Origin of the sequence: Croceitalea rosinachiae (genome assembly GCF_031846445.1) — a bacterium.
Classification (GTDB): Bacteria; Bacteroidota; Bacteroidia; order Flavobacteriales; family Flavobacteriaceae; genus Croceitalea; species Croceitalea rosinachiae.
This window is the reverse complement of the sequence record NZ_JAVRHR010000003.1, coordinates 325,536-350,895: the sequence shown is the minus strand read 5'-3', so window position 1 is coordinate 350,895 and position 25,360 is coordinate 325,536. Positions and strand designations below refer to the sequence as shown.

Annotated in this window: 23 protein-coding genes; 9 read left to right on the top strand and 14 right to left on the bottom strand. The window is 36.0% G+C overall.

Annotated elements, in window-relative coordinates:
• Positions 1 to 9 precede the first annotated feature (9 nt).
• Positions 10 to 1,047 carry an outer membrane beta-barrel protein gene (locus RM706_RS14185; protein ID WP_311352694.1) on the top strand — a complete coding sequence of 346 codons (1,038 nt, stop codon included), beginning with the start codon at positions 10 to 12 and terminating at the stop codon, positions 1,045 to 1,047.
• A 51-nt stretch (positions 1,048 to 1,098) separates the two neighbouring features.
• Here RM706_RS14185 and RM706_RS14180 read toward each other — a convergent pair whose 3' ends face one another.
• The gene (locus tag RM706_RS14180) at positions 1,099 to 1,737 is read right to left on the bottom strand and encodes a DUF1684 domain-containing protein (RefSeq protein ID WP_311352692.1); all 639 of its coding nucleotides are present in this window, start codon (positions 1,735 to 1,737) and stop codon (positions 1,099 to 1,101) included.
• A gap of 75 nt (positions 1,738 to 1,812) precedes the next feature.
• Here RM706_RS14180 and RM706_RS14175 point away from each other — a divergent pair, with 75 nt between their 5' ends.
• A complete protein-coding gene (locus tag RM706_RS14175; RefSeq protein WP_311352690.1) occupies positions 1,813 to 2,538 on the top strand; it encodes a DJ-1/PfpI family protein in 726 nt (241 codons plus the stop codon).
• On the opposite strand, the gene RM706_RS14170 is transcribed toward RM706_RS14175, so the two are convergent.
• Complete coding sequence (locus RM706_RS14170; protein ID WP_311352688.1) at positions 2,525 to 3,877, bottom strand: alpha/beta hydrolase; 1,353 nt, start codon at positions 3,875 to 3,877, stop codon at positions 2,525 to 2,527. The two genes, RM706_RS14175 and RM706_RS14170, sit on opposite strands and share 14 nt — an antisense overlap.
• Positions 3,878 to 3,985: 108 nt before the next feature.
• Complete coding sequence (locus tag RM706_RS14165) at positions 3,986 to 4,441, bottom strand: Lrp/AsnC family transcriptional regulator (RefSeq protein WP_311352686.1); 456 nt, start codon at positions 4,439 to 4,441, stop codon at positions 3,986 to 3,988.
• Positions 4,442 to 4,558: 117 nt separating this feature from the next.
• Here RM706_RS14165 and RM706_RS14160 point away from each other — a divergent pair, with 117 nt between their 5' ends.
• Positions 4,559 to 4,960, top strand: coding sequence for a hypothetical protein (locus RM706_RS14160; protein ID WP_311352685.1), 402 nt, complete (start codon positions 4,559 to 4,561; stop codon positions 4,958 to 4,960).
• A 62-nt stretch (positions 4,961 to 5,022) separates the two neighbouring features.
• Here RM706_RS14160 and RM706_RS14155 read toward each other — a convergent pair whose 3' ends face one another.
• Positions 5,023 to 8,463: a methylmalonyl-CoA mutase family protein gene (locus tag RM706_RS14155; RefSeq protein WP_311352683.1), complete on the bottom strand. Its 3,441-nt coding sequence runs from the start codon at positions 8,461 to 8,463 to the stop codon at positions 5,023 to 5,025.
• A 140-nt stretch (positions 8,464 to 8,603) separates the two neighbouring features.
• Here RM706_RS14155 and purU point away from each other — a divergent pair, with 140 nt between their 5' ends.
• From purU to RM706_RS14130, 5 genes are all read left to right on the top strand, one after another.
• Positions 8,604 to 9,452 carry a formyltetrahydrofolate deformylase gene (gene purU / locus RM706_RS14150; protein WP_311352681.1) on the top strand — a complete coding sequence of 283 codons (849 nt, stop codon included), beginning with the start codon at positions 8,604 to 8,606 and terminating at the stop codon, positions 9,450 to 9,452.
• Between the two features lie 37 nt (positions 9,453 to 9,489).
• Positions 9,490 to 10,191: a DUF4197 domain-containing protein gene (locus tag RM706_RS14145; protein WP_311352679.1), complete on the top strand. Its 702-nt coding sequence runs from the start codon at positions 9,490 to 9,492 to the stop codon at positions 10,189 to 10,191.
• A gap of 370 nt (positions 10,192 to 10,561) precedes the next feature.
• Positions 10,562 to 12,097 (top strand): helix-turn-helix domain-containing protein, encoded by a 1,536-nt coding sequence (locus tag RM706_RS14140; RefSeq protein ID WP_311352677.1) that lies wholly within the window; start codon positions 10,562 to 10,564, stop codon positions 12,095 to 12,097.
• 231 nt (positions 12,098 to 12,328) lie between these two features.
• On the top strand, positions 12,329 to 15,346 hold the full coding sequence (locus tag RM706_RS14135) for a SusC/RagA family TonB-linked outer membrane protein (RefSeq protein WP_311352675.1): 3,018 nt from the start codon (positions 12,329 to 12,331) through the stop codon (positions 15,344 to 15,346).
• A 17-nt stretch (positions 15,347 to 15,363) separates the two neighbouring features.
• Complete coding sequence (locus tag RM706_RS14130; RefSeq protein WP_311352673.1) at positions 15,364 to 16,743, top strand: RagB/SusD family nutrient uptake outer membrane protein; 1,380 nt, start codon at positions 15,364 to 15,366, stop codon at positions 16,741 to 16,743.
• A 252-nt stretch (positions 16,744 to 16,995) separates the two neighbouring features.
• Here RM706_RS14130 and RM706_RS14125 read toward each other — a convergent pair whose 3' ends face one another.
• Together RM706_RS14125 and RM706_RS14120 are read right to left on the bottom strand one after the other, a co-directional pair.
• A complete protein-coding gene (locus RM706_RS14125; RefSeq protein WP_311352671.1) occupies positions 16,996 to 17,499 on the bottom strand; it encodes a hypothetical protein in 504 nt (167 codons plus the stop codon).
• 2 nt (positions 17,500 to 17,501) lie between these two features.
• Entirely contained in the window at positions 17,502 to 18,287 is a 786-nt protein-coding gene (locus RM706_RS14120; RefSeq protein ID WP_311352669.1) for an alpha/beta fold hydrolase, read from the bottom strand.
• Between the two features lie 178 nt (positions 18,288 to 18,465).
• Here RM706_RS14120 and RM706_RS14115 point away from each other — a divergent pair, with 178 nt between their 5' ends.
• Positions 18,466 to 18,660 carry a hypothetical protein gene (locus tag RM706_RS14115; protein WP_311352667.1) on the top strand — a complete coding sequence of 65 codons (195 nt, stop codon included), beginning with the start codon at positions 18,466 to 18,468 and terminating at the stop codon, positions 18,658 to 18,660.
• Here RM706_RS14115 and pyrF read toward each other — a convergent pair.
• The 8 genes from pyrF to RM706_RS14075 form a co-directional block, all read right to left on the bottom strand.
• Positions 18,652 to 19,473 carry an orotidine-5'-phosphate decarboxylase gene (gene pyrF / locus RM706_RS14110; RefSeq protein WP_311352664.1) on the bottom strand — a complete coding sequence of 274 codons (822 nt, stop codon included), beginning with the start codon at positions 19,471 to 19,473 and terminating at the stop codon, positions 18,652 to 18,654. The two genes, RM706_RS14115 and pyrF, sit on opposite strands and share 9 nt — an antisense overlap.
• A 21-nt stretch (positions 19,474 to 19,494) precedes the next feature.
• Positions 19,495 to 20,571, bottom strand: coding sequence for a peptide chain release factor 1 (prfA, locus tag RM706_RS14105; RefSeq protein WP_311352663.1), 1,077 nt, complete (start codon positions 20,569 to 20,571; stop codon positions 19,495 to 19,497).
• A 63-nt stretch (positions 20,572 to 20,634) separates the two neighbouring features.
• The gene (locus RM706_RS14100) at positions 20,635 to 21,897 is read right to left on the bottom strand and encodes a DUF3570 domain-containing protein (RefSeq protein ID WP_311352660.1); all 1,263 of its coding nucleotides are present in this window, start codon (positions 21,895 to 21,897) and stop codon (positions 20,635 to 20,637) included.
• 68 nt (positions 21,898 to 21,965) lie between these two features.
• Entirely contained in the window at positions 21,966 to 22,175 is a 210-nt protein-coding gene (locus RM706_RS14095) for a DUF4266 domain-containing protein (RefSeq protein ID WP_311352658.1), read from the bottom strand.
• Between the two features lie 33 nt (positions 22,176 to 22,208).
• Positions 22,209 to 23,204, bottom strand: coding sequence for an FAD:protein FMN transferase (locus tag RM706_RS14090; protein WP_311352656.1), 996 nt, complete (start codon positions 23,202 to 23,204; stop codon positions 22,209 to 22,211).
• Positions 23,201 to 23,635, bottom strand: coding sequence for a thioredoxin family protein (locus RM706_RS14085; RefSeq protein WP_311352654.1), 435 nt, complete (start codon positions 23,633 to 23,635; stop codon positions 23,201 to 23,203). The genes RM706_RS14090 and RM706_RS14085 overlap by 4 nt, the downstream gene beginning before the upstream one ends.
• A 28-nt stretch (positions 23,636 to 23,663) precedes the next feature.
• Positions 23,664 to 24,098, bottom strand: a complete 435-nt coding sequence (locus tag RM706_RS14080) for a QcrA and Rieske domain-containing protein (RefSeq protein ID WP_311352652.1) — start codon at positions 24,096 to 24,098, stop codon at positions 23,664 to 23,666.
• 48 nt (positions 24,099 to 24,146) lie between these two features.
• On the bottom strand, positions 24,147 to 25,325 hold the full coding sequence (locus tag RM706_RS14075; RefSeq protein ID WP_311352651.1) for an AIR synthase related protein: 1,179 nt from the start codon (positions 25,323 to 25,325) through the stop codon (positions 24,147 to 24,149).
• Between the last annotated feature and the right edge of the window lie 35 nt (positions 25,326 to 25,360).

Sequence of the window (25,360 nt, the reverse complement as noted above, 5' to 3'; positions counted from 1 at the left end):
CTTAATATTATGAAAACGATTATAAATACAAAATACACAAAAAATATTTTTTTAGCAGCTTTTGCATTGATAACTTTAAATGCATTTGCTCAAGAAGAAGAGACAAAAAGTCCAATTTCTTTATCAGGTAGCATTGATACTTATTTTAGAACTACTTTTAATGAGGCTGGGGTAGATGAATCTTCATCATTTACTTCTTTTGCTAACCAAACTGGTTTTGCTTTAGGTATGGCTAACATCATTGGTAGTTACGAATCTGGGGATACTGGTTTAGTGGTTGATTTAGTTTTCGGGCCAAGAGGTACGGAAGCAACATTTGAAAACGATGTATTGAATGGAATTATCAACCAGGCATATGCCTATTGGAATGTATCAGAAGGCACAACCTTGACTATAGGTCGTTGGAACACCTTTTTAGGATATGAAGTAATTGCACCTGCAGCGAACTTTAACTATAGCGTATCACACCTATTTTCTAATGGGCCATTCTCCCATATGGGTATGAAAGCCGATTTTACACTTTCTGATGATGCAAGCCTAATGCTGGCCATAACTAACCCATGGGATACTAATGATATTACTGGAACCGGTGAATATGCTTTTGGCGCACAACTAGGTGTATCAGGACAATACCTAAACTTATACTATGACAGTGGTAAAGAAGGCGGTCTAGGTTTTGAAATCGATTATACAGGTGGCTTTGACCTCTCTGATGAGTTTTTCTTTGGAATTAACGCAGCGTACAACAAAAACTCCGAAACGGATAGCGGATTCTACGGAGCAGCGATCTATCCTCAACTAACAACTTCAGATAGTTTTGCTATTGGCCTTAGAGGAGAATATATTGCCTTTACTCAAGATGGTTTTGATGACACTCCTGTACTTGCTGCTACTTTAACTGGCAGTTATACAAATGGCAATTTAATTATCAAACCAGAAGTTCGTTTAGATAGTTGGGGCAACGATGTAGAGCCGTTTGGCAGCTTAACTGATCCAACAAATTCCCTTGCATCATTTACTTTAGCAGCAATCTACTCTTTTGACTAATTAGAAGGATATGCAAATTGATAAAATCCCCTGACAAGGTGTTAGGGGATTTTATTTTTTATTAAAATCTTTTACTCCTGCCAGAACTCTAGTTTTCAAATAATTTTGCCTTGGCACTAGAGGGCAGGAGTATTTTTTATTGTAAACGCAGTAAGGGTTATAAGCTTTGTTGAAATTTATTTCAATACTATCACCATCAGGAATAGTCAAATCAATATAACGTCCGCCACCATAGGTCTCTTCTCCATTGGTCTCGTCTAAAAAAGGTAAAAAAAGATAGTTCTTATAAATTTTTTGCTGAATTAAATTAGGGCTTTGGTAGATTTCCAGTTTATGCGGTAGCCCATTTAATTCAAAATGTGCGATACCATAAATGACTTCCCAACTTTTCTCATCGGTGGTCGTACTCATCAAAAATGGGACTGCATCTGGAGTTCTTTCAAATTTAGCCCGTATGATATAGTTCGTGTCTGGGGCAAAAAAATCAAGACCCTCAAAATCTTTTCGATATCTATCAGGTAAAGGTGACGTATCCGGATTTTTAAATTCACCGTTTAACTTTTCCCTATGCGCAAGTATTTCGGAAACTGAACTTGAAACATAATTTATTTTATCGTCCTTATCATGGTATTTTTTTTCCAACTTACAGGAAAAGAAAATTAAGAATAGCACAGGTAAAATTTGCTTCATAAACCAAAAATACGACGAATGTGTTTTATTCTAAAAAAGGCTATTGTATTTTGCGGTCTAAATCATTTTTATACAATGAAATATTTCCAAGCCATACTTCTTAGTCTTATTATATTTTTGTCATGTGCTGAAAATAAAAGTGAGGCTGAAGACAACAGGTATTTACCGGAAATTAGATCGAATAGATATAATGTTGCTTTTCTAATTATGGATGGGGTTTACAATACGGAGTTTACCGCTCCTTATGATATTTTTCAGCATACGCAATACCGAAAAGGGATTCAAGCCATGAATACTTTTACTGTGGCAAACACTTTAAAGCCCATTACCTCTTTTGAAGGGGTTCGCATACTTCCTGACTTCGATTACACTAAAGATTCCATTCCCAAAATTGATATTTTGGTTGTACCTAGCGCAGAACATCATTTAGATTCTGACTTAAAGGATTCGACGATGCTAAAATTTGTAAAAAAAGTGGATGAAAATGCCTTGTTCATGACTTCGCATTGCGATGGAGCTTTTGTTTTGGCCAAAGCTGGATTGTTAGATAACGTGGCTTCTACTACGTTCCCTAGCGATATTGGTACGTATCAAAAAATGTTTCCAAAGTTAGAAGTTAAAGATAGTGTACTCTTTGTGCATGATGGAAAATATATTACCTCAGCAGGTGGTGCAAAAAGTTTTGAAGCTGCCTTATACCTTTGCGAACATTTATATGGAAAAGAAATTGCCCAATCATTGGCAGGTGGATTGGTTATTGATTGGAAATTAGAAGAAGTGCCGAGCTTTATTCGTCCTTAATCTGATATCGAGCATCGTTTAAATATTTTTTGACCAATTTGTTAAATTCTGGGGTGATTCTCAAAAGAGTGGAATGCTCTATGGAGTAGATTCTTTCTTTATCTTTAAAACCTTTTTTTAATACTTCTTCTAGATAATATAGTGCAGTGCCATTATCACCATTTTTAGCAGCAATAGAAACGACATTTAAATAATTTTCAAATTCATCAGGTGCGGTAATCGTTTTAAGCATCAATAAAAGAGTAAGTGCTTCTTCATCTAAAACTTGCCCTACCTTGAGTAGGTCAATATTATCTTCAACCAATGCATTTACATAACCGTATAAACGTTTTCCCATCTCCCTCTCTAACCTACTATCTCCAGAAATATAATTATCAATCTGTGTCATTTGATAATTCCACCAGCCCAAATTATTGTAATTATAAGTAAGAACATCTTCTTCTAAGTAATAAGCGAAGTCTTCACGCAGCAAATTTTCTTTAAATAATTTAGCACTTTGATTTCTTTTTAAACTCCTATATAATTTATCTTTTTTTAAGTCTTTTTGAGCATCTTTTAAAGAATCTGTGTTGATCAAAGTTCTGTTTGAAGAAATGATCTCTGCCATTGCACGTTCTGCTAAAAGTAAACGCTTTGCTCTTAAAAGTGCTTTTATTTCATGAACTTCTTTGTTAAAATTTGATTGGACAAAAATACTATCTATTGCCGTGTTTCCTCTTGAAATTGCAGAAAGGTCAAAAAGTGTTAAGGCCTTATCTATATAATTTGATGGGGGCCACTCAGTACCACCTTCATAAAAAAGAAGGTTATTCGGAAACTTAAGCCTATTCAAAACTTTTTCATCTTCCAGCAAAGTAGTGAAATTGAAATCTTCATTACCAACTACACCCAAAAAGTGAAATGGGCTTTTAGCACTTAATAATTCTGTATTCACTAAAGACGCGCCAATTGAAAGTACTCCTTGCACTTCTTTGATAAAAATTGGAACCAAATTAGCGAATCGAGCACCATCATCAAATCCTCCCGTATAAATTCTACTATTATTAGTTGGAAACATAGCTGTCACTTGTCGCATCACCAACTTGGTACTCACCATATTTTGAGAAACGGTTAATGAATCATGGACATTGTTTGGTGAGGCTAAAATATATCCGTGCTTCTCTGCCGAATCTTTAAACATAGCCATTGTTTGAACACCTTTACCTTCCATATCAAAAACGAAAAGAGCTGGCCATTTCCCTTTCATTTCAAAGCTTTTAGGCAGGTATAAAGAAAAAGTCTCATTTATAGAATCTTGCACAATTACTGAATCAATAACTATTCCTTTTTGGAGTCTCAACTCTTGCGAATTCACAACATATATGCAAATAAAAAGGGTGAAAAACGGCAAGTACTTTTTTATCATAATGCAATTACATCAAAAATCTAGCCAAAACAATTCTTAATATCAAGAATTGTTTTGTTTTACAACCGTGGCATTCGAAATTACGTCCGAGAGCACAATATGGGTTCTAGTTTCACCGTAAGTTATTAATTTATCTATAAACTTTTCAAGGTGAAATTGGTCTTTTAAAACCACTTCCATAATTATATTTTCATTACCGGTTATGCGATAGCAATTAAGTACTTCATCAAAAGTCTTTACAACTTCTAAAAACGGCTTGAGTTTACCAACAAAAGCACGCACTGTAATCATGGCCTTTAATTGAAAGCCAAGTTGAGAATGAGAAATAATTGTCTTATAATTTTCTATAATGCCTACATCTTCCATTTTCTTTACCCGCTCTGCCACGGCTGGTGAAGTAAGTCCAACTTCACGACCTATTTCAACAAAAGTGATTCTTGCATTTTTCTGAAGACATTGCAAGATTTTTAAACTTAGTTCATCTACTTTAATATTCAAAGAATTAATATATTTTAAACATTATTATTAAAGAAATAGTGCATTTTGTTTATATAAAGTAAAGTTACCTTATTTTTTTCAAACGTATCTTTATACTTACAATTGCTCTAAAAAAGAATGAAAAATAGCAGCTTCAATACTTTACCGGTATATCAAAAATCTTTGGTGCTAAAAGATTTGAGCACAGCGATTGCGAACTATTTTTCTTATGATTCTGACTTTTTTACTGCGAACAGAAAATCTGGTTTACGTGCAGATATTGCCAAAGCTTTGTGCATAGATGCATCCCTTATTTCTTCAACTATAGAAAAAGCAACTAGTTCGAAATCTACAACAACTAGAAGCAAGAATATTGTTTTTATTAATATTATGACTAGAAATATTCTTTCTTATTGCAATGGTTTGGAAAATGATGGTGTTAAAGAGAAAGAATATATAAATCTTCTCAGAAAGGAAATCAAGACCTTTAAGAGTTACTTCAAACAATGGCGAAAATCATTGCATTCTGGTGATGAATAATTAACGTAGTTTGCTGACCTTTAACAGCACTATGCTTTTTCATTTGAAAATAGGTTTTCAGCTTACATGTTCCTTCTGTACTGGCCGCCAACCGCAAACAGGGCATTCGTTATTTCACCTAAAGAGCAATACTTAGTGACTTCCATTAGTTTTTCAAAAATATTTTGGTTCGCAATTGCCGCTTCTTGAAGTTCATTTAATAATACATTTGACTTCTTTCTATTACCCATTTTCAAGTTGTTTAAGGTAATAATCTGATTTTCTTTTTCTTCATGCGTTGCCCTAATAACTTCTGCTGGCAATATTGTTGGAGAACCTTTTGAGCTTAAAAAAGTATTCACCCCAATGATTGGAAATTCACCTGTATGTTTTAGGGTTTCGTAGTGAAGACTCTCTTCTTGAATTTTTGAACGTTGGTACATCGTCTCCATAGCACCCAAAACACCCCCACGTTCCGTAATTCGGTCAAATTCTATCAATACTGCTTCTTCAACCAAATCGGTAAGTTCTTCAATAATAAATGAACCTTGTAATGGATTTTCATTTTTAGCTAGCCCTAGCTCTTTATTGATAATCAACTGAATGGCCATAGCCCTGCGGACAGATTCCTCAGTTGGAGTGGTAATCGCTTCATCATAAGCATTTGTATGCAAAGAGTTGCAATTATCATAGATAGCATATAGAGCCTGTAAGGTTGTGCGAATATCATTAAAATCAATTTCTTGTGCGTGCAAGCTACGACCAGATGTTTGAATGTGGTACTTCAACATTTGTGCCCGCGGACCAGCTCCATATTTTTCTTTCATTGCCTTTGCCCAAATTCGCCGAGCAACTCTTCCAATTACCGCATATTCGGGGTCTATCCCATTTGAAAAAAAGAAGGAAAGGTTAGGTCCAAATTGATTGATGTCCATGCCCCTGCTCAGGTAATATTCCACATAGGTAAACCCATTGGATAAAGTAAATGCTAATTGAGAAATCGGGTTAGCGCCAGCTTCAGCGATGTGGTAGCCTGAAATGGAAACTGAGTAAAAATTTCGAACTCTATTTATTATAAAATAGGATTGCACGTCCCCCATTAGGCGCAGAGCAAATTCAGTAGAAAAAATGCACGTGTTTTGCGCTTGATCTTCTTTTAAAATATCTGCTTGTACAGTACCTCTGACCTGATTTAAAGTCTCAGATTTTATCCGTTCATAAATATCTGCAGGTAAAACCTGATCGCCTGTTACTCCGAGCAGAAAAAGACCAAGGCCGTCGTTACCTTCAGGCAATTCTCCAAAATACTTTGGTCTTTCTACTTTTTTTTCTAGATAAATCTTCTTGATTTTGGTTTCTACCTCTTTTGTTAAAGAATTCCTACGAATATATTTTTCACAATTCTGATCAATGGCAGTATTCATAAAAAATCCTAATAACATGGGGGCTGGGCCATTAATGGTCATGCTTACTGATGTCATGGGGTCACTCAAATCAAATCCTGAGTATAATTTTTTGGCATCGTCTAAACAACAAATAGATACACCGGCATTACCAATTTTTCCATAAATATCTGGACGTTTATCCGGGTCATGTCCATAAAGTGTGACTGAATCAAATGCGGTTGAAAGTCGCTTAGCGGACATTCCTAAACTCACATAATGAAATCTACGATTGGTACGTTCCGGCCCCCCTTCACCTGCAAACATTCTAGTAGGGTCTTCACCAGTTCTTTTAAAAGGGTAAATACCGGCAGTATATGGAAATTCACCTGGTACATTTTCTTGTAACATCCAAGTCAATAAATCTCCCCAAGCTTGATACTTTGGCAGTGCAACTTTAGGGATCTTAGAATGCGACAAAGAGGTTGAATGTGTTTCAATCTCTATATTTTTATCCCTTACCTTAAAAGAATACGTAGGGGCCTTGTATTTTTTGAAGACCTCATTCCAATTTACGATTAATTGCCAATTATAGGGGTTTAAATCCATTTTCAATTTATCAAACTCGGAAATAAGTAACTCAAGTAAGTCATGATTTTCATCTGTTGAGTTTGATAACAACCACTCTACATCCAAACCTGATTTATCGAGAAGTACTGAACTGTTAAGGTTTAAGATTGATTCAATCGTGATATATATTCCGTACAATTTTTGAGCAATTCTTGCCTGAGTTTTTGCTTGGTTATCGTAAATTCTATTACTTTCTGCAATCTCTGACAAGTACCTAGTTCTTGATGGTGGAATAATGAATTGTTTCTTAGCTTCATCATGGACTAGTATGAAGCCAGATTTTAAATCGGTCTGAGTTTTATTCTCTAAAGTATCCATAACCGTTTTATACAAACGATTCATCCCCGGGTCATTGAATTGTGAAGCTATGGTTCCGTAAATAGGTAGATCATTATGATTTACTTCCCAAAGATTATGATTACGAACGTATTGCTTTTTTACATCCCTAATAGCATCCAATGCACCACGCTTATCAAACTTATTGATAGCGACAATATCTGCAAAATCGAGCATATCAATCTTTTCCAATTGAGTGGCAGCACCAAATTCTGGCGTCATTACATATAAGGATACATTACTGTGCTCTAAAATTTCCGTATCAGATTGCCCAATGCCCGAAGTCTCCAGAATGATCAAGTCATATTGTGCTGCTTTTAAAATCTGAACCGCCTCGTTTACATATTTTGACAATGCCAAATTAGACTGGCGTGTTGCCAAAGAGCGCATATAAACACGCCCATTTTTAATGGCATTCATACGAATTCTGTCTCCTAACAACGCTCCGCCTGTTTTTCGTTTTGATGGGTCAACAGAAACAACCCCGATATGCTTATTAGGAAAGTCCAATAAAAACCTTCTTATCAATTCATCTACCAAACTAGATTTGCCTGCACCACCAGTACCAGTAATTCCTAAAACAGGAACTGATTCATCAATTCCAATACTTGAAAAGTGAGTTTCAAATTCTTCATGACGATTCTCTGCTAATGAAATTAATCTAGAAATGACATTCACGTCCTTTTCACCTAATGCTTTCTCAACTGAATCTCCCTCAGATAGCATAAGCTTTGGCACTTGTGTATCGCAACTTTTTACCAAATCATTGATCATTCCCTGTAGACCCAATTCCCTACCATCATCAGGAGAATAGATTCGAGTAATCCCATAATCCATTAATACTTTGATTTCCTTAGGAAGAATTACACCGCCGCCACCGCCAAAAATCTTAATATTCCCTGCGCCTTTTTCTTGCAACAAGTCATACATATATTTAAAATACTCGTTATGTCCGCCTTGATATGATGTCATTGCAATGGCATTTGCGTCTTCTTGAATGGCACAATCCACCACCTCAGCAACACTACGGTCATGTCCTAGATGAATTACTTCAACACCTGTAGATTGAATAATTCTTCTCATGATATTTATAGCCGCATCATGACCATCAAACAAAGAAGCAGCAGTAACTATTCGTATTTTATTCTTTGGGGTGTAAGGTTTGACTTGCTCCATTGATAAAAAAGGATCTCATATTTCATTGCAATTTACGATAAATGCAAAGAAAAACGCCATACGCTTATAATTTTACAAAAAAATATGTTTTAGAGGTTCATTTTTTAGAATAGCATAATTTTACCCCATAAACATCATCTATGAAGCTTACTATTTTAATTCATTGTGCAGATGGCGTGGGCATTATTAGCGCAGTTACCAACTTTTTACATGTAAAAGGAGGAAATATCATTTATTTAGATCAGCATGTAGATTTGGAAACAGGGGTGTTTTTCATGCGATTAGAGAGTGAATTCCAAACCGACATTTCCTTAAAGAACTTAAAAAAAGGTTTTCAGAATGACTTGGCGTCCCCTTATCAAATGAAATGGAGCATGCATATGGCCGGAATAAGGCTCAAAATGGCGCTCTTTGTTTCTAAGTATAATCATTGCTTGTACGACTTGTTGAGCAGGTACAATTCAGGGGAATTAAATGTGGAAATACCCTTTATAATAAGCAATCATAAAGATTTAGAATACATTGCCGATCAGTTCGCGATTCCTTTTCACTGTATTGCCGTTACGAAAACAACTAAAGACAAAGCAGAAAAAGAGCAGCTTAAACTTTTAAAAGAAAAAGCCGTTGATTTCATCGTTCTTGCGCGTTATATGCAAATTATTAGTCCAGACCTTATTTCAGTATACCCAAATAAAATCATCAACATACATCATTCTTTTTTACCAGCTTTTGCCGGGGCAAGACCTTACCATGCAGCTTATGAGCGAGGCGTTAAAATAATAGGGGCCACTAGCCATTATGTAACCGAAGAATTGGATGCAGGACCGATAATTGATCAGGATGTAACTACTGTATCGCATTCTCATAGCATTCAAGATTTTATTACCAAAGGCCGTGATTTGGAAAAGATTGTGCTTTCCAGAGCAGTAAAACTTCATTTAGAACGTAAAACTATGGTATATAATAATAAGACTGTTATTTTTACCTAGACCAAAGCCACAGTCTTTAACTTTATAAAAAATTGAAATGAGAAAAATAATCTTATGTTTTATCGTATTTCAACTGTTTGCTTGTAACGAATTACAACAAGTTGTCAACCAGCTGCCTCAAAGCGGCACTCTTGGCAATGAAGAGATTGCAAACGGTCTAAAGCAGGCTTTAAATTTTGGTATTGAGAAGCAAGTTAGCAAGTTGAGTTCACAAGATGGATTCTTCAAGAATGAGTTAGTGAAAATTCTACTCCCAGAAGAACTTAGAAAAGTTGACAAAACTTTAAGGGATATTGGCCTAGGAAAATTAGCTGATGAAGGACTTAAAATATTGAACAGTGCTGCAGAAGATGCGGTTGGTGAGGCTACACCCATATTTGTCAATGCAGTTAAAAACATGAGTTTTACCGATGCAAAAAATATTCTACTCGGTTCAGACAATGCAGCAACTTCATATCTTGAGCAACAAACGAACACAAAGCTCTATTCAAAATTCAACCCAATTATTGAACAATCCTTTAAAAAAGTTGGCGCCGATAAAATATGGAATAATCTCATTACAAAATACAATACTTTACCTCTCACAACCGATGTTAATCCTGATTTGACAGAATATGTTACCCAAGAAGCTCTAAAAGGTGTTTATACTATGATTGCTATTGAAGAAAAGGAAATTCGTACAAAGGTTTCTTCTAGAACCACTGATTTGCTAAAGAGAGTGTTCACTCTTCAAGATTAACGATTATTTAATATTAATTGCCTACAATAAACTAGTTTAAAGCCCGTTATAACTTCAAGAAAACAAAGCAATTATAACAAATTGCTAAAGTTTAATTAACCTTTTGAATGAAAGATTAATTGAATTTTGTACAAGTTATTTGAGTTAGCATTTTTTTGAGTTAGTTAGTTTAAAACCGGTGTTCTCACACCGGTTTTTGTTTTACACCTAGTAATTTTATATTCAACAGCTTGATTTTCTTCTCTTTTTCATCAATTTTCTTAGTGTCCAAAAGGTAATTTCTTATCGGGGTTTACTTTTTTTAAGTTTTTTTTAACAAATCAACTCTACGCATTTTCTAACTTGTAATTAGCGCTAATTCATCAATCATATGGGACCATCGAAAGTTTACACATTTCTCTTGTTCCTGCTAGCTACAAAAATTGTATTTGGCGCAATTACAACTTCATATACAATACTTGAAAATAAGAACGTCAACTTGGCCTATCCACAGGACTCCATTCGGTGGGCAGATTATTACTATAATATTCAGCGCTTTGACAAAGCCATCTTATTGTATGAAAAAGGTATAGAGCGAAAAGGAGTCGATAAATCAAAGTTTCTTAAAAAATTAGCACTTTGTGAAGCTGGACTTGGCAATGCCGGAAAATCGACTAATTACTTGGAATCATATTTCCTTTTAGAATTCAACACAGACTTTTTAAATCATGAAGGATTTGATAGAATCAGAAGTTCCGAAGAATTCATGACAATACTAAATAAGTATAGCTCAAAGCTAAATTTTTGGGCTTTCTTTTACCTTTTTATAGCATTTATAGGATTCTATACTTTCTTAATTTTAAATTTTAATAGAAAAATAAAACTCCCGGCAAGACTACTAATATGTGGTTTTATTTTTATCCACACCTATTTCATATTTCATATTGGGCTACTAATATCTAACTATCAATTTGAGTACCCACATTCATATAGAATGTCAACCTGCTTTTCTTTTTTATATGGTCCTCTACTCTTTTTATATTTCAAAAAAATAGTACATAATTACTCATTTAAAAAGAGTGATTTAATACATTTAATTCCTACTGTTCTAATTCTAATTTATCTCATTCCTACATACTCACTTACTGGTAGTGAAAAATTAAATCTCATGTTAGATCGAGTTCGAAATAGTACGGAAGCTTCAGATTCGGATACGCTGGCAATTATAGTCGTTCTAAAACTTTTTTCATTAATTATATATGGATATTTCATACGAAAAATGTACCTGAAAAGTATCAAAAGAAAAAAAGTTAAAAAGCAAAATAGATTATGGCAGCGTAACCTGTATCACATTCATTTTCTATATATTCTGTCTTACTTTATTTATGGGATCCTAATAAGTAACAATATATTATCTGGTTTTTTCTTTCATTTTCAAGTTGGAAGCATGGCACTTATGGTTTTATATATAGGATATTCTGCAAATATTCAACCAAATGTTTTCAATGGAGTCGTTTCTTATGCGAATCGCTTATTTCCAAAATATGAAAAATCAGGATTGACTACCAGTCTTTCTATAGAACTTAAAAACCATTTAGAGCAACTATTTAAGAATGAAAAAATTTATAAAGAAAACGATATTAGTCTTGAAATGGTTGCCCAAAAACTAAATACCTCTAGACATAACGCCTCACAGGTTATTAATGAGCACTTTAACCTTAGTTTCCACGAATTGGTCAACAAGTATAGGATTGAAGAAGCAAAAAAAATGTTGATTGATGACCAACGACGTAATTTAAATATCATAGATGTAGCTTACGAAGTTGGCTATAATAATAAAGTAACTTTCAACAAGGCCTTCAAAAAAGATACAAACTTAACCCCAAGTCAATTTCAAAGAGAGATACCTATTATACTACAAGCGTAAATTGATAGTAAACATTTATCGGGTAGGTAAACGTTTATAGGAATTTCCCGAAAACCCCTTGCCACACTGTTAATTTGAGTTAATAACTTAAAAATGTAGGCAGCCCTGAGACATTTGCACTTACATAAAAAGATTAGACTTTGGTCTCATCTACTACAAGAGTAATTATTTGAATTAGTTATCAAAACTTCGGGGTCGTACCTGCATTCTAACTCAAAATAATAGTTAAGTATGAAAAACAGGACTAAATGGCTGTGCATGCTCTTTTTAATGGGAGTTTTTTCAGTTTTTGCACAACAAAAAAACGTAACAGGAACAGTGACCGATTTTGATGGAGTACCATTGCCGGGTGTCAATGTTATTGTTGAAAGTACAACGAATGGAACGCAAACAGATTTTGATGGAAATTACGCCATTACAGTAAGTTATGGTCAGATTTTGGTTTTTACTTATCTCGGGCTTAGAACCGAGAGAAGAACGGTTGGCGACCAGAATGTAATCAACATTCAGCTACAAGAAGATGCCGAAGCCTTAGATGAAGTGGTGGTAGTTGGGTTTGGTACCCAGATTAAAAGAAAAGTCACGGACAACATTGCAAAGATTGAGGCGGACCAGATTGGTGGTATTGCTACACCTAGTTTTCAGGCAGCTTTAATAGGCAAGGCCCCGGGGGTTCAAATTACCCAAACTAACGGTAAGTTGGATGGTGGACTTAACATTACAATTAGGGGACTGTCTTCGGTCACGGCATCACAACAACCTTTGTTCGTAATAGATGGTATAGAAATGAACAATAATGATATTTCTTCAACAACAGCGCCTACCAATCCGTTATTAGCATTAAACCCAAATGATATTGCATCCATTGATATACTCAAAGATGCTTCGGCTGCCGCCATCTTCGGGGCTAAAGGTACCAATGGGGTGATTTTGATTACCACAAAAAGAGGTAATCAAGGTAAGTCCGTCGTTTCATTGGATGTTTCAACCAGCTATGGTGAACCTTCAAATACAAGAGATTGGTTAAATGGAGAAGACTATATAGAGCTTTTGGAAGAAGCTGAAGCAAATACCAATTTCTTGGCAGATCGCGGATTAACAGTGGATGGCCTGCTTCAAGGTTTTGCTGGAGACCAAGATTTTAGAAACGTTGATACCGATTGGCAAGATTTTGCCTTTCAAGATAGTTATGTGCAAAATGTCAATTTATCCGTTTCCGGCGGTAATGAAAAAACAAGGAGTTTTATATCTGGTGCATACACTGATAATGAAGGTATTATCAGGGGTAATACCCTAGAGCGTTATACGGTAAGAGCGAATATTGACCATAAAGTCAATGACTGGTTAAAACTAGGTTTAAACTCAAGTTATGCCAGCACTGTTATTGATAGAATATCAAGCGATGCTTCTTTTTTGACACCAATGCAAGCCATTGCACAAATTCCCACGGCACCTGCTTTTTTATCAAATGGGGATATCAATAGTAATACCCTGTATGCAAACTTTTTGTTACAAGATCGATTTTCTTTTCGCACATCAAAACAAAGAAGGTTGTTGGGGAAAGTTTTTGCCGAAATCAAGTTAATGGAAAAACTAAGATTTCAAACTGAACTGGGATATGATTACCTAAACCAAACCGTAGATCGTAACACGGGTAGATTAGCACCATTTCAATCTACCAATGGGCAGACTTTTGCCTCTGATAACGGAGCCGAGATTATCTCAACAAACAATTATATGACCTATGACACCACTTTTGGAGAGTTTTCCAACTTCGCATTTGTACTGGGTTCCAACTTTACCAGATTTAAAAATAGAACCACATCGGTTACTGGTGATGGTTTTCCGACTGATGACTTTAAATCTGTAGCAAGTGCAGCGCAAATCTCCGCTGGTGATGGCACCTTTACCAATTGGGCTCAACTGTCCTATTTTGCTAGAGCAACTTATGATTATAAGGGCAAATATCTTTTTAAGGCAAGTATTCGACGTGACGGTTCTTCTCGATTTGGTGCAGAAAATCAGTTTGGATATTTTCCTGCAGCATCAGCTGGATGGATTATATCAGAAGAAGATTTCCTATCGGAGAGCTCCATTCTTTCTTATTTAAAATTACGCGGTAGCTGGGGTATCAATGGTAACACACCTATTGCTAATTTTGGTAGTTTGGGACTTTTTGGTGGAGCTAGTTATAATGGCGAGTCGGCACTGGAATTTACGCAAGGTGCAAATCCTGATTTAAAATGGGAAGAAACCGAGCAAATCAATTTTGGACTTGATTTCGGGTTCTTAAATAATCGAATTTCAGGTGAAGTAGACTACTACAAAAAGAAAACCAAAGATCTGTTGTTCAATACCCGAGTTCCGTTTGAGGCTTTATTACCATCGCATCGGGTATTACAAAATATTGGTAATCTAGAAAATGAAGGTTTTGAGTTTTCATTGAACACAATAAACATTCAAACGCAGAACTTGACATGGAAGACCAACCTAAATTTCGCTATCAACAAAAACAAGATAACCAATCTACCCAACGGTGAGGATTTAATAACAGTTAGAAATATTCTTAGAGAGGGTGAACCCATAAACTCCTTCTTCTTATTGGAATATGCAGGTGTAGATCCAGCCAATGGCGATGCACTCTATGTACTGAACACAGAGAATCCTGATGGTAGCATGAACAAAAATACTACCAACGACCCAACAGCCGCAGAGCGCATTGTAGCTGGTAATCCAAATCCTGATGTAATAGCAGGCCTTTCAAGTAATTTCAACTATAAAAGTCTTGATTTTTCATTCACCTTTCAGGGTCAATGGGGTGGTCAACGTTACAATAATGCAGGTAGATTTCAAGAAGCCGGTCTTGGTAATGGTCTTGACAATCAAGACCAATATGTTTTTGATAGAAGGTGGCAAAACCCAGGTGATATCACCGATGTACCGCAGGCAAGGTTGTTTGAGAACAATGGGCATTCAGAAAGTACCCGTTATATGCAGGATGCAGACTTCATCAGATTGCGAAATATCACCATAGGATATTCCCTACCACAACAAGTATTGGACCGAATAGGGATGAGCAGAGTTCGCATTTATACCAGTGGTCTGAACTTGTTGACCTTTACAGATTATAGGGGCTATGACCCCGAATCATCAGATGATTCGGCAATTTCGAATACCAATTCCGGTACTACTTTTTATTCGGCACCACAAGCCAGAGTCTATACATTGGGGTTAAACCTAGCATTTTAATCATAAAAAAAATGAACATGAAATTTATTAAAAATATACTATTAATGATGTTTTTTATAGGAACTATTTCCTGTGAAAAAGAATTGGATCTACAGCCACAACAGAGCATAAGCATAGATGCTGCAACAGCCACTCCAGAGAACATAAATGCCATATTGTTAGAGGCCTACGATATCGGTCGAAACACAAGCCCAGATAATGTAGCACCCCTATATAGTGGCAACTATAGTGGCGAAATCAATGTTGCTGTTGATTTACTAGGTAACACCGACCAAGTAAGTTGGAACGGAACATTTTCTAACCTTAGAGATTTGTTCAACAAGGCTATGATCAACGATAATGCAAGTGCTTTGAATATTTATGCGGATAGTTATTCAATTATCGGCCATGTAAATACAGTACTTGATAATCTTGATAAATTTGAAGATGCTACAGAGAGCAATCGCGTAGAAGGAGAAGCCAAGTTTTTAAGGGGGTTGGTCTATTTTGATATGGTTCGTCTTTACGGTCAACAGTATAATGCAGCTGGAAACAACACTCAGCTAGGGGTCCCAATTGTACTTTTACCACCAGATGTCAGTAGAGCGGTACCTAGAGATACCGTTGAAGATGTTTATGCCCAGGTTATCACCGATTTAAACGATGCAGTCTCTTTATTACCAGACAGTAATGGACTCCGGGCTGATCGTTATGCAGCCATGGCAGTTCTGGCAAGGGTTTACTTACAGCAAGGCAATTTTGCTGGTGCTAGGGATGCCGCCAATGATGTATTGCAAAATAGTGGACATGCACTAACTGCCACCTATACCGAAGCTTTTGATACAGATGACAACCCCAATGAAACTATTTTTTCTTGGGTTGTTAACGTTCAAGAAGGCAGTAATAATTCTAACCTATATTATGCAACGCAAGCACTTGGAGGAAGAGGTGGGGATATTGCTATAGAACCAGGTTATCTAGATAAATTTGATTCTTTGACAGATGAAAGAAGAAATTTCACCTATCCAGGTGAAGGTGTTAGTGATGGTTTCACGCTGACTTCAAAATTTGCTAGACAATTTGCTAATGCTACCCATATCAGAATTGCTGAGATGCACTTAATAAGAGCTGAATGTAATTTTAGATTGGCAACAGCAATAGGTTTGTCACCATTAGACGAAATCAATGCCTTAAGAGCTAGGTCTTCGGCGCCAGCACTTACAGCCCTAACCTTAGGTTTAATTCTTAATGAAAGAGAATTAGAACTTGCTTTTGAAGGATTTCTACTTCATGATTATAAAAGAACCGAAAGAGATATAGGTGGGCTTCCGTTCAATGACAATAGACTCGTTTTTCCAATACCACAGTCAGCTAGGGATAGGAATCCATTACTAGATCAAAACCCAGGTTATAATTAGATGTAAATGGCTTTAAAATAAAGGGTCGTAACAAGGCTTGTGCGACTCTTTATTTTTCGAGGTAAAAAAATATCGGGATTTAGTAATAGTTTATAAGGATTACCCAAAACTAGCAGTTTACGATGTTTATTTACACTCAACTTAACTATATAAGGCGGCTCTGATACATACTTCTAAAAAAATTTATGTCTCATTTTTAGAGTGATTTATTTGAATTAGCTATCAAAAACTTCAGAGCTGTCTTTATATTGCTTATTTTATTCGAGCGTAAAGTCCATCAAAAAGTACATTTACTACTTTCCCTTTACTTAATACTTCCCAAAGCTGTCTTACAGTACCATTCGAATTTTCGGTCCAGCTAATACGATTCACATAAAATTTTCCATCAGTATGCTTAAACTCTTCAGAAGAGAGAATCATTTGATTTCCAATTTTGTTACCAATTAACTTTAAATGATTTCCAGAATTATCAACCCAAAGTTGCTCCCAGTTTTTACTTTGCTTATTGAAAAAATTATTACTAGTACCTGTATAGCCAGGTTTTGCGCTAGTCCATTTTTCTTTCAAAACACATCCAGATTCTTCTTTTGTTATAGTATTATAACCAGCCAAGTTTCCATTAGAGTCTGTCACCTTCCATTCACCAACCCAAAAATCAAATGCCTTTTGTTCTTGCGAACAGCAATTACAATCTTCTTGTTGTGCTATGAGATAAATGGGCAGAAATAAAATGAAATATATGAATAAGGCTTTCATACCTAAAATTTCAATTTTGATAAATAACCAATCACCGTAGTATTAAAAACCATAGGCCTTTCAACATTGACCACATGCCCACAATTGGGAACAATAAAAAGCTCAGAGACAATGTGGTGCTCTACAATTTTTTCAATGGTAGGCAAAAACAAATAATCTTCTTGACCCATGACATATAAAGTCGGTATTTTAATGTCAGCACCTCTAAAAAATCTGAGTAAAGGGTTGATTTCTGAGGTCAACTTAAACCATCTAATAAATTCTTTTTGATAAAGCTTCTTCGCCTCCCTAACAAATAATAAACGTGATTCTTTATGATTTTTATTGGGCATAATCACAAAAGCAAAAAACTTATATAACCATAAATAAGGTACAATAGACTTAAAAACTACTCCCAAACGCATAAGGACTTGCGAACGAAAATTTAACTTCATTATCGCCCCTCCCATAATCATACTTGACACTTTGCTAGGGTATTTTTCCGCTAGATTACGTATAAGTATTGTGCCCAATGAAATACCTACAAAATGCGACTTTTCAATTTTCTCATAATCAATTACCTCAACAATATCTTCAGTGATAGAATCAAAAGTATATTTATCGCTAAATGCATCTTTCAAATTGGGTTTGGAATTACCATGCCCCCTTAAATCGAGGAGCAAAACATTAAAATGTTCTTTAAAGTCTCGGAGCTGTTTATACCATATTGTAGAACTGCCTCCTGCTCCATGAACGAAAGTAACCCATTCTTTAGACGATTGATGCCTGTATGTTGTGTAGTGGAGCAACGAAATATTTTGGCTAAAAATACGTTAATTTTTTACCAACAAACCTTCTCAAATTTAAGCGGAATGCTAATTAAGCGTTAAAATTAGACAAACTGCCTGATTTTTAGATGTATACACTTTCTACTGTACGTCCAAAAATGCTTTTTCAACGTATCTTTGGTATAACAAATCTTTTACAATGGAAAATCAATATTGCAGAGTTGGTGCAGTGACATCAATTACAAGTGGAAACCACGCAGTGGCCGTTTTAGAGCATCGCTATCAGTTTTTTATGGAAAAAGCATCGAATATGGGAAAAATAGATGCCCGTCTTGCTGACTTTTTTGAATCTAAAGCACATAGCATTAAAAGTGTATTAGAAAACTTAATCTAGTTGCTTCAGCTCCAGGTGCATTTGTTGCTGTAGTTGTTTTGCTTTTTCGCGAGCAGAAAATGCAAATTTGGTATCTGTTGATGCGTAGATAATACCACGACTTGAATTGATTAAAAGACCAATATCTTTGGTCATACCATATTTACAAACTTCTTGCAAATTTCCGCCTTGTGCCCCAATACCCGGCACTAATAAGAAACTTTCTGGTACAATTTCTCGAATTCCCTTAAGGTATTCTGCCTTTGTAGCTCCGACAACGTACATCAAATTACCAGCATTTTCATATGCTTTTGAAGTTTTTAAAACTCTTTTATACAATTCTTGCTCTTCAACTATTTTGGTTTGGAAATCGAAAGCACCAGTATTTGAAGTAAGTGCTAACAAAATGGTGTGCTTTTCTTTAAATGCTAGAAAAGGTTCGACGGAATCTTTTCCCATATAGGGTGCTATGGTAATAGAATCAAAGTTTAGTTCTTCAAAAAACGCTTTGGCATAACGAGTTGATGTATTTCCAATATCGCCTCGTTTTGCATCCGCAATAGTGAACTGCTCAGGGTAATTGGCATTCAAATATGTAATAGTCTTCTCCAATGATTTCCATCCACTTAGTCCATAAACCTCATAAAAGGCAATATTTGGCTTATAGGCAACACAAAACTCTTGCGTAGCATCAATAATTGCCTTATTAAATTCAAAAATCGGATCTTCTTCTTTTAAAAGATGTTGTGGAATTTTATCTAAATCTGTATCCAATCCTACGCAGAGAAAAGATTGTTTTTTTTTGATTTGGGCTACTAGGTCTTGAATCTTCATTCGAATACAGTAAACATCAACTTAAAATATCTCGGAGGCTTCTTTTAGTTTTTCGGTATTCTCAACAAGCATCAATTCATCAATAATCTTCTGAATGTCTCCGTTGATAATATTTTGCAAATCATAAAGTGTAAGGCCAATTCTGTGATCGGTTACCCTACCTTGTGGATAATTATAGGTTCTAATCTTTGCAGAGCGATCTCCACTACTCACCTGTGAGTTTCGTTTTGCTGCATCAGCCTCCTGTTTCTTGGCCAATTCTAAATCATAAAGCCTTGAACGTAAAACCTTAAAGGCTTTCTCTTTATTCTTGTGCTGCGATTTTTGATCCTGACATTGTGCAACAAGTCCGGTCGGAACATGGGTCAGACGAACAGCAGAATAGGTTGTATTCACCGATTGCCCACCAGGACCTGAAGAACAGAAAAAGTCTATTCTAACATCTTTGGGATCTATCTGCACATCAAAATCTTCAGCTTCAGGAATTACCATAACGGTTGCAGCACTTGTGTGAACGCGACCTTGTGTTTCGGTTTGAGGCACACGTTGCACCCTATGCACGCCAGCTTCAAACTTTAATGTTCCATATACATCGTCTCCAGTGACTTCAAAATGGATTTCTTTATAACCTCCACTGGTACCTTCACTTAAATCCATAATATTGGTCTTCCAGCCTTTAGATTCGCAATACTTGGCATACATTCGATAAAGGTCTCCAGCAAAAATACTGGCTTCATCTCCACCAGTTCCTGCCCTAACTTCCATTACAACATTCTTTTCGTCTTCAGGATCTTTAGGAATCAGCAAAAACTTTATTTCTTCTTCTAACTTAGGCAAGCCTTCTTTTGCTTCATCGTATTGCATCTTGGCCATCTCTACCATTTCAGAATCACTACCATCCGCAATAATCTCTTCAGCCTCAGTTAAATTATTGGTAAGCGTTATATACTCATCTCGCTTTTCACATAAGTGTTTAAGATCTTTATATTCTTTATTCAGCGTCACATAACGCTTTTGATCCGAAATGATATCAGGTTGGATGATTAAATCAGAAACCTCATCAAATCGTTGCTTTACAATATTCAGTTTATCAAGCATGCTTCAATCGTCGTATTATGCAGCGAATTTACAATTTTTAAAAGACAACGATTTAGGGTCTGCTCAGTCAATAATGAAATTGGTGCCTAAAGTAAAAATAGATGCATTCAACCCATTGCTGCGATCATAATAACTATATTTTAAGTCAATGGTCTTAAGGCCAAAAAAGAACAACTTTGTTTTAGTGAAAATATCCTTATACTGCAGTCCAAATCCATATTGGTTGGCACTGTATTTTGATAAGTCGAAATCAGAAGTATAAAAAGCAAAGTCGGAAAATGCCTCTTCCTTTTGATAAAAGTAATCCGCATCAGATTGTGTGTAGTATCGATAGGTAGGGTATAGGGTAAATTTGTCGTTTAACTTAATGGGTGCCTCAAGACTTGCCGTATGGGCAGTAATTCCCCAATCATCAAAATAAAAACGGTAATACGATCTAAGTATGAGAAAATCGTTAACATAATAATTCAATCGTCCACCGATTGGAATTTTAAATCGAGTATCAGGTAATCGTTCAACATCATCCGCCAATTGAAAGTCTTCGACAAAAAAATCTTCCACATCTCCAAAATACACTCGTTGGAAGGGCGTGCTCAACAAGCCATTTTGAACCACAATGTCAATAGAGAGGGACCCTTGTAAACGTTTACTTAATATCTGTGAAATGCTCAGAGTAGTCGAATAAGAATTTCGATTTTCATTTTCAAAACGTGTAAAGCCAGGAGCGTAACCTGGAATGTTACCTTCAAAACCACCTCTAAGTTCTACTGGGTATTGGGGATTCCAGCTATCTAAAAAAGCCTGAAAAGCTAAAGAAATTTCGGTATTTTTTTCATTGAACAGACGGGTATAAGAACCTCCAAAACCAATTGAAAAATAGTCGTATTCGTTTGATGCATATGCCTTTGCAGTCCAAATGCTATTTCGGTCATCAGAACTATGAGAATATGATGGATTAAAGTAAGCTAAGACATCGTTCCTTGATTCTCCAGAAGAGGCATCAAAAGGAGTGGCTGTTCCTCCACCATCAAAAGGGTTTATATTACTTGACGAGGCTGAAGTATACGCAGATATGCCGACATCTACGGTCAAAACATCATCTTCATTCAGAGGCATTTTTAATACCAAGGTTGAAGTAGCATCAGTCAATTCTTCTGTACCCTCGCCTCCACTAACGGCAGCATTCTGACCATCTTGACTGTAATAGCTGAATAACATCTCTAATTCACTGGTTTCAAGAACCCTTTTTTTGTAAGATGTATTTTCTTGTTGGGCTTGACCTAAAAAGGTCACACCAAACAGAAGAAAGAATATAATTTTATTCAAAATCTCTTTTATTATTAAAATTGCCAAATACCATTCAGACATTAAATTTTGTAAACAAAATTTGGGTTTCAGTTACAACCGCAGCCGCCACCTGATTTGCCACCATTGGCCCCTGAAGCCGCTTCTCTATATATTTGAAAATTAGTTTCAAAACGGTCCATACCCTTTAAACTCAATTGCATTTCCGCATCATTGATATACACTTTCTCATATTCTTTGATTACAACGCACGAACTACTTAGAATTAGAACCAAAAACAACAGTATCAACTTTCTCATTTTATTATTTTTTTTATGTTCATTAAACATCCATTACTTGGCTGCATCAAAAATGATTCCTGAGCTTTTGTGAATTTCGTTTTCATCATCAATGACCACAACTTCAACACCTGGTAACTGATTTATCATATGTATACCACTATCCCTGCCCATAATGAACACTGAAGTGGCCAAGGCATCACATAACTCCGCTTTCTTGGCAAAAACCGAAACACTTTTTACCCCTTTTGTTGGGTAGCCGGTTCTAGGGTCAATAATGTGTGAATATTTCTCACCGTTAATAACAATATATTTTTCATAATTTCCTGAGGTAGCCACGGAAGACTCAATCACTGGAAGCCATGAAAACACTTTATTCTTATCTAATGGATTAGTAATTCCTACCATCCACTTTTCACCTGTATTTTTAGTACCCCAAGTGGTTAAATCGCCAGAGGCATTTATGATTCCGCCAATCACCCCTTTTGAAATTAAAAGTGCTTTCGTTTTATCAGCTGCATAGCCCTTACCAATAGCCCCAAAACCTAATTTCATTCCTGCTTCTTTCAGAAAAACAGTCGATTCTTCCTTATTCAAAACAATATCATGAAAATCTATTTTTGAAACGGATTCCAATATGGCCGCTTTTGAGGGGGACTGCTTCATTTCTCCATTGAAATTCCATATTTTATCAAGAGAAGCATAAGAAACGTCAAAGGCGCCATCAGTGATTTCTGATATCTTTTTGGCACGTTCTATTAAACCCAATAGTTCTAGACTCACCTTTACAGGCTGAATACCGGCATTTTTATTAATCAATGAAGTCTCTGAATCAGCATCCCATGACGAAATAACCTTTTCTATTCTGGTTATTTCAGCGACCGCCTCGTTGATATTTATATAACCGATGTCTTCGTTTTGAGCTACAACTGTAATTTCAAACCGTGAACCCATCAACTTTAAGGTTTTGGAAACAGTAATAAGGTCTTCTTGCGCGAACGAATGAAAGGCGAAAATTAAAAAGGTAAGTAACGCAACTATCAGTCTCATTTAAGAAAAGAATTGAACAGTGTAATATACGCTTTTGGTTCTTTTCTTTTGTACCCTGCGGTGCCCAATACAGATTCATCTTTATCCAAAACAACAACTAATGGAAAATATCCTTTCTTATTGAACTTTTCAGCTAATTCTCCATTTCTTAAGGTAGTTTTTTCTGTTAATTGATTACCTTTTTTTCGTGGAAAATCCGCTTTGTAGAGTATATAATTATCTCTAGCATAGTTTTTGAACACTTCCGACTGCCATATTTGTTTATCCAATAATTTGCATGGTGCACACCAATCTGAACCCGCAAAAACAAGTATTATGGGCTTATTCTCAATTTGGGCCTTTAAAAGGGCCTTGTCATATTCAGTTTCCCAATTTTGAGCCAATAAACACAAAGGAAATAGCAGCGCGCTAAAAAGCAGTTTTTTTTTCATTCTCGCTATGTTTGCTTGGTAAAACAGTCTATTCGAAAACCCTCAATACATCTCCGTTAAGTTCCGTATTAAAAATTTTCAAGGGATTATTCGTAATGGTATTCAAAGGTGTTCCGTTCTGTGAAAATCTTGAACCGTGCGTACTGCATCTAAATATTCCGCCATCTTCAGAGATAAAGCGTACCTCTTCGGTTTGTTGATGACTACATACCTGACTTGCTGCGACCAAGTTACCTTCAAGATTACGCGCAATGACTACAAAGTTTTTAAGGATAAAACCTCCATTGTTGGCAAGTGGAGCGGCTTCTGCAGCTGTCAAATCAACGGTAAAATCAACCCCATCAGGAACCGGAAAAGTCTCTAGTTCTTCTTCGGCATCTGACGAACAGGCATGTAAACAAGGGAAGGCCACAGCAAAGGCAGCACTTGCGCCAAGCGTTTTTAAAAATTTTTTTCTTTCCATAGCATTGGGGTTTATAAAAAGAACGCCATTTTTAAGCTAATCGTATGTTTAATATTGGAATGTACCGTATTCGCTTTTAATGGTAAGTTTTTTAGTTTCTAAAGCTTCTACCCTACCTATAATCTGAGCGTCGATATCAAAACTTTTCGATATTGAAATTAAATCGCCGGCAATAGATTCGTCAACGTAAAGTTCTAATCGGTGACCACAATTAAAAACTTGGTACATTTCTTTCCAATCCGTACCTGATTGCTCTTGGATTAATTTGAACAATGGCGGAATTTCAAATAGGTTGTCTTTTATGATATGTAAACTATCTACAAAATGTAAAATCTTGGTTTGTGCCCCACCACTGCAGTGCACCATACCATGGATTTCATTTGAAGAATATTTTTCTAAAACCTTCTTTACCACAGGGGCGTAAGTACGAGTTGGCGACAATACCAGCTTACCAGCATCTAATGGTGAATCTTCAACAGCATCTGTTAATTTAGTTTGACCTGAGTAAATCAATTCTGCTGGAACCTCAGCATCAAAGCTTTCAGGGAATTTCTCAGCCAAATATTTTGAAAACACATCGTGGCGTGCCGAGGTCAATCCGTTACTGCCCATACCGCCATTATATTCTTTTTCATAACTAGCTTGACCGAAAGAAGCCAAACCTACAATAACATCACCAGCTTTAATATTTGCATTGTCTATAACTTCACTGCGCTTCATGCGAGCGGTAACCGTGGAATCTACTATAATAGTTCTTACTAAATCACCAACATCAGCAGTTTCACCTCCGGTAGAATGAATGGTCATACCATGCGCTTTCAAATCGGCAATAAGCTCTTCGGTTCCATTAATGATGGCAGAAATCACCTCCCCAGGAATCAAATTTTTGTTACGCCCAATAGTTGATGAAAGCATGATGTTATCTGTTGCCCCAACACAAATTAAATCATCAATATTCATGATCAAGGCATCTTGAGCTATACCTTTCCATACAGAAACATCACCAGTTTCTTTCCAGTACATATAAGCTAAAGAAGATTTGGTGCCGGCACCATCGGCATGCATGACCAAACAGTGATCTTCGCTTCCCGTTAAATAATCAGGGACTATCTTGCAGAAAGCTTTAGGAAACAGGCCTTTATCAATGTTCTTAATGGCGTTATGAACATCTTCTTTTGATGCGGAAACTCCCCTTTGGGCATATCTTTTACTGGTGTCTGAGGGCATGAAAAATTATATTTGGGCAAAAATAAGCAATCAGA

What these genes read in the sequence shown, in the direction of transcription:
- RM706_RS14140 (WP_311352677.1), top strand. Translation starts at nt 10,562, where the DNA reads ATGGGACCATCGAAAGTTTACACATTTCTCTTGTTCCTGCTAGCTACA.
- purU (WP_311352681.1), top strand. Translation starts at nt 8,604, where the DNA reads ATGAAGCTTACTATTTTAATTCATTGTGCAGATGGCGTGGGCATTATT.
- RM706_RS14135 (WP_311352675.1), top strand. Translation starts at nt 12,329, where the DNA reads ATGAAAAACAGGACTAAATGGCTGTGCATGCTCTTTTTAATGGGAGTT.
- RM706_RS14145 (WP_311352679.1), top strand. Translation starts at nt 9,490, where the DNA reads ATGAGAAAAATAATCTTATGTTTTATCGTATTTCAACTGTTTGCTTGT.
- RM706_RS14095 (WP_311352658.1), bottom strand. Translation starts at nt 22,175, where the DNA reads ATGAGAAAGTTGATACTGTTGTTTTTGGTTCTAATTCTAAGTAGTTCG.
- RM706_RS14125 (WP_311352671.1), bottom strand. Translation starts at nt 17,499, where the DNA reads ATGAAAGCCTTATTCATATATTTCATTTTATTTCTGCCCATTTATCTC.
- RM706_RS14075 (WP_311352651.1), bottom strand. Translation starts at nt 25,325, where the DNA reads ATGCCCTCAGACACCAGTAAAAGATATGCCCAAAGGGGAGTTTCCGCA.
- RM706_RS14185 (WP_311352694.1), top strand. Translation starts at nt 10, where the DNA reads ATGAAAACGATTATAAATACAAAATACACAAAAAATATTTTTTTAGCA.
- RM706_RS14175 (WP_311352690.1), top strand. Translation starts at nt 1,813, where the DNA reads ATGAAATATTTCCAAGCCATACTTCTTAGTCTTATTATATTTTTGTCA.
- RM706_RS14130 (WP_311352673.1), top strand. Translation starts at nt 15,364, where the DNA reads ATGAAATTTATTAAAAATATACTATTAATGATGTTTTTTATAGGAACT.
- prfA (WP_311352663.1), bottom strand. Translation starts at nt 20,571, where the DNA reads ATGCTTGATAAACTGAATATTGTAAAGCAACGATTTGATGAGGTTTCT.
- RM706_RS14080 (WP_311352652.1), bottom strand. Translation starts at nt 24,098, where the DNA reads ATGGAAAGAAAAAAATTTTTAAAAACGCTTGGCGCAAGTGCTGCCTTT.
- RM706_RS14115 (WP_311352667.1), top strand. Translation starts at nt 18,466, where the DNA reads ATGGAAAATCAATATTGCAGAGTTGGTGCAGTGACATCAATTACAAGT.
- RM706_RS14180 (WP_311352692.1), bottom strand. Translation starts at nt 1,737, where the DNA reads ATGAAGCAAATTTTACCTGTGCTATTCTTAATTTTCTTTTCCTGTAAG.
- pyrF (WP_311352664.1), bottom strand. Translation starts at nt 19,473, where the DNA reads ATGAAGATTCAAGACCTAGTAGCCCAAATCAAAAAAAAACAATCTTTT.
- RM706_RS14090 (WP_311352656.1), bottom strand. Translation starts at nt 23,204, where the DNA reads ATGAGACTGATAGTTGCGTTACTTACCTTTTTAATTTTCGCCTTTCAT.
- RM706_RS14085 (WP_311352654.1), bottom strand. Translation starts at nt 23,635, where the DNA reads ATGAAAAAAAAACTGCTTTTTAGCGCGCTGCTATTTCCTTTGTGTTTA.
- RM706_RS14160 (WP_311352685.1), top strand. Translation starts at nt 4,559, where the DNA reads ATGAAAAATAGCAGCTTCAATACTTTACCGGTATATCAAAAATCTTTG.
- RM706_RS14155 (WP_311352683.1), bottom strand. Translation starts at nt 8,463, where the DNA reads ATGGAGCAAGTCAAACCTTACACCCCAAAGAATAAAATACGAATAGTT.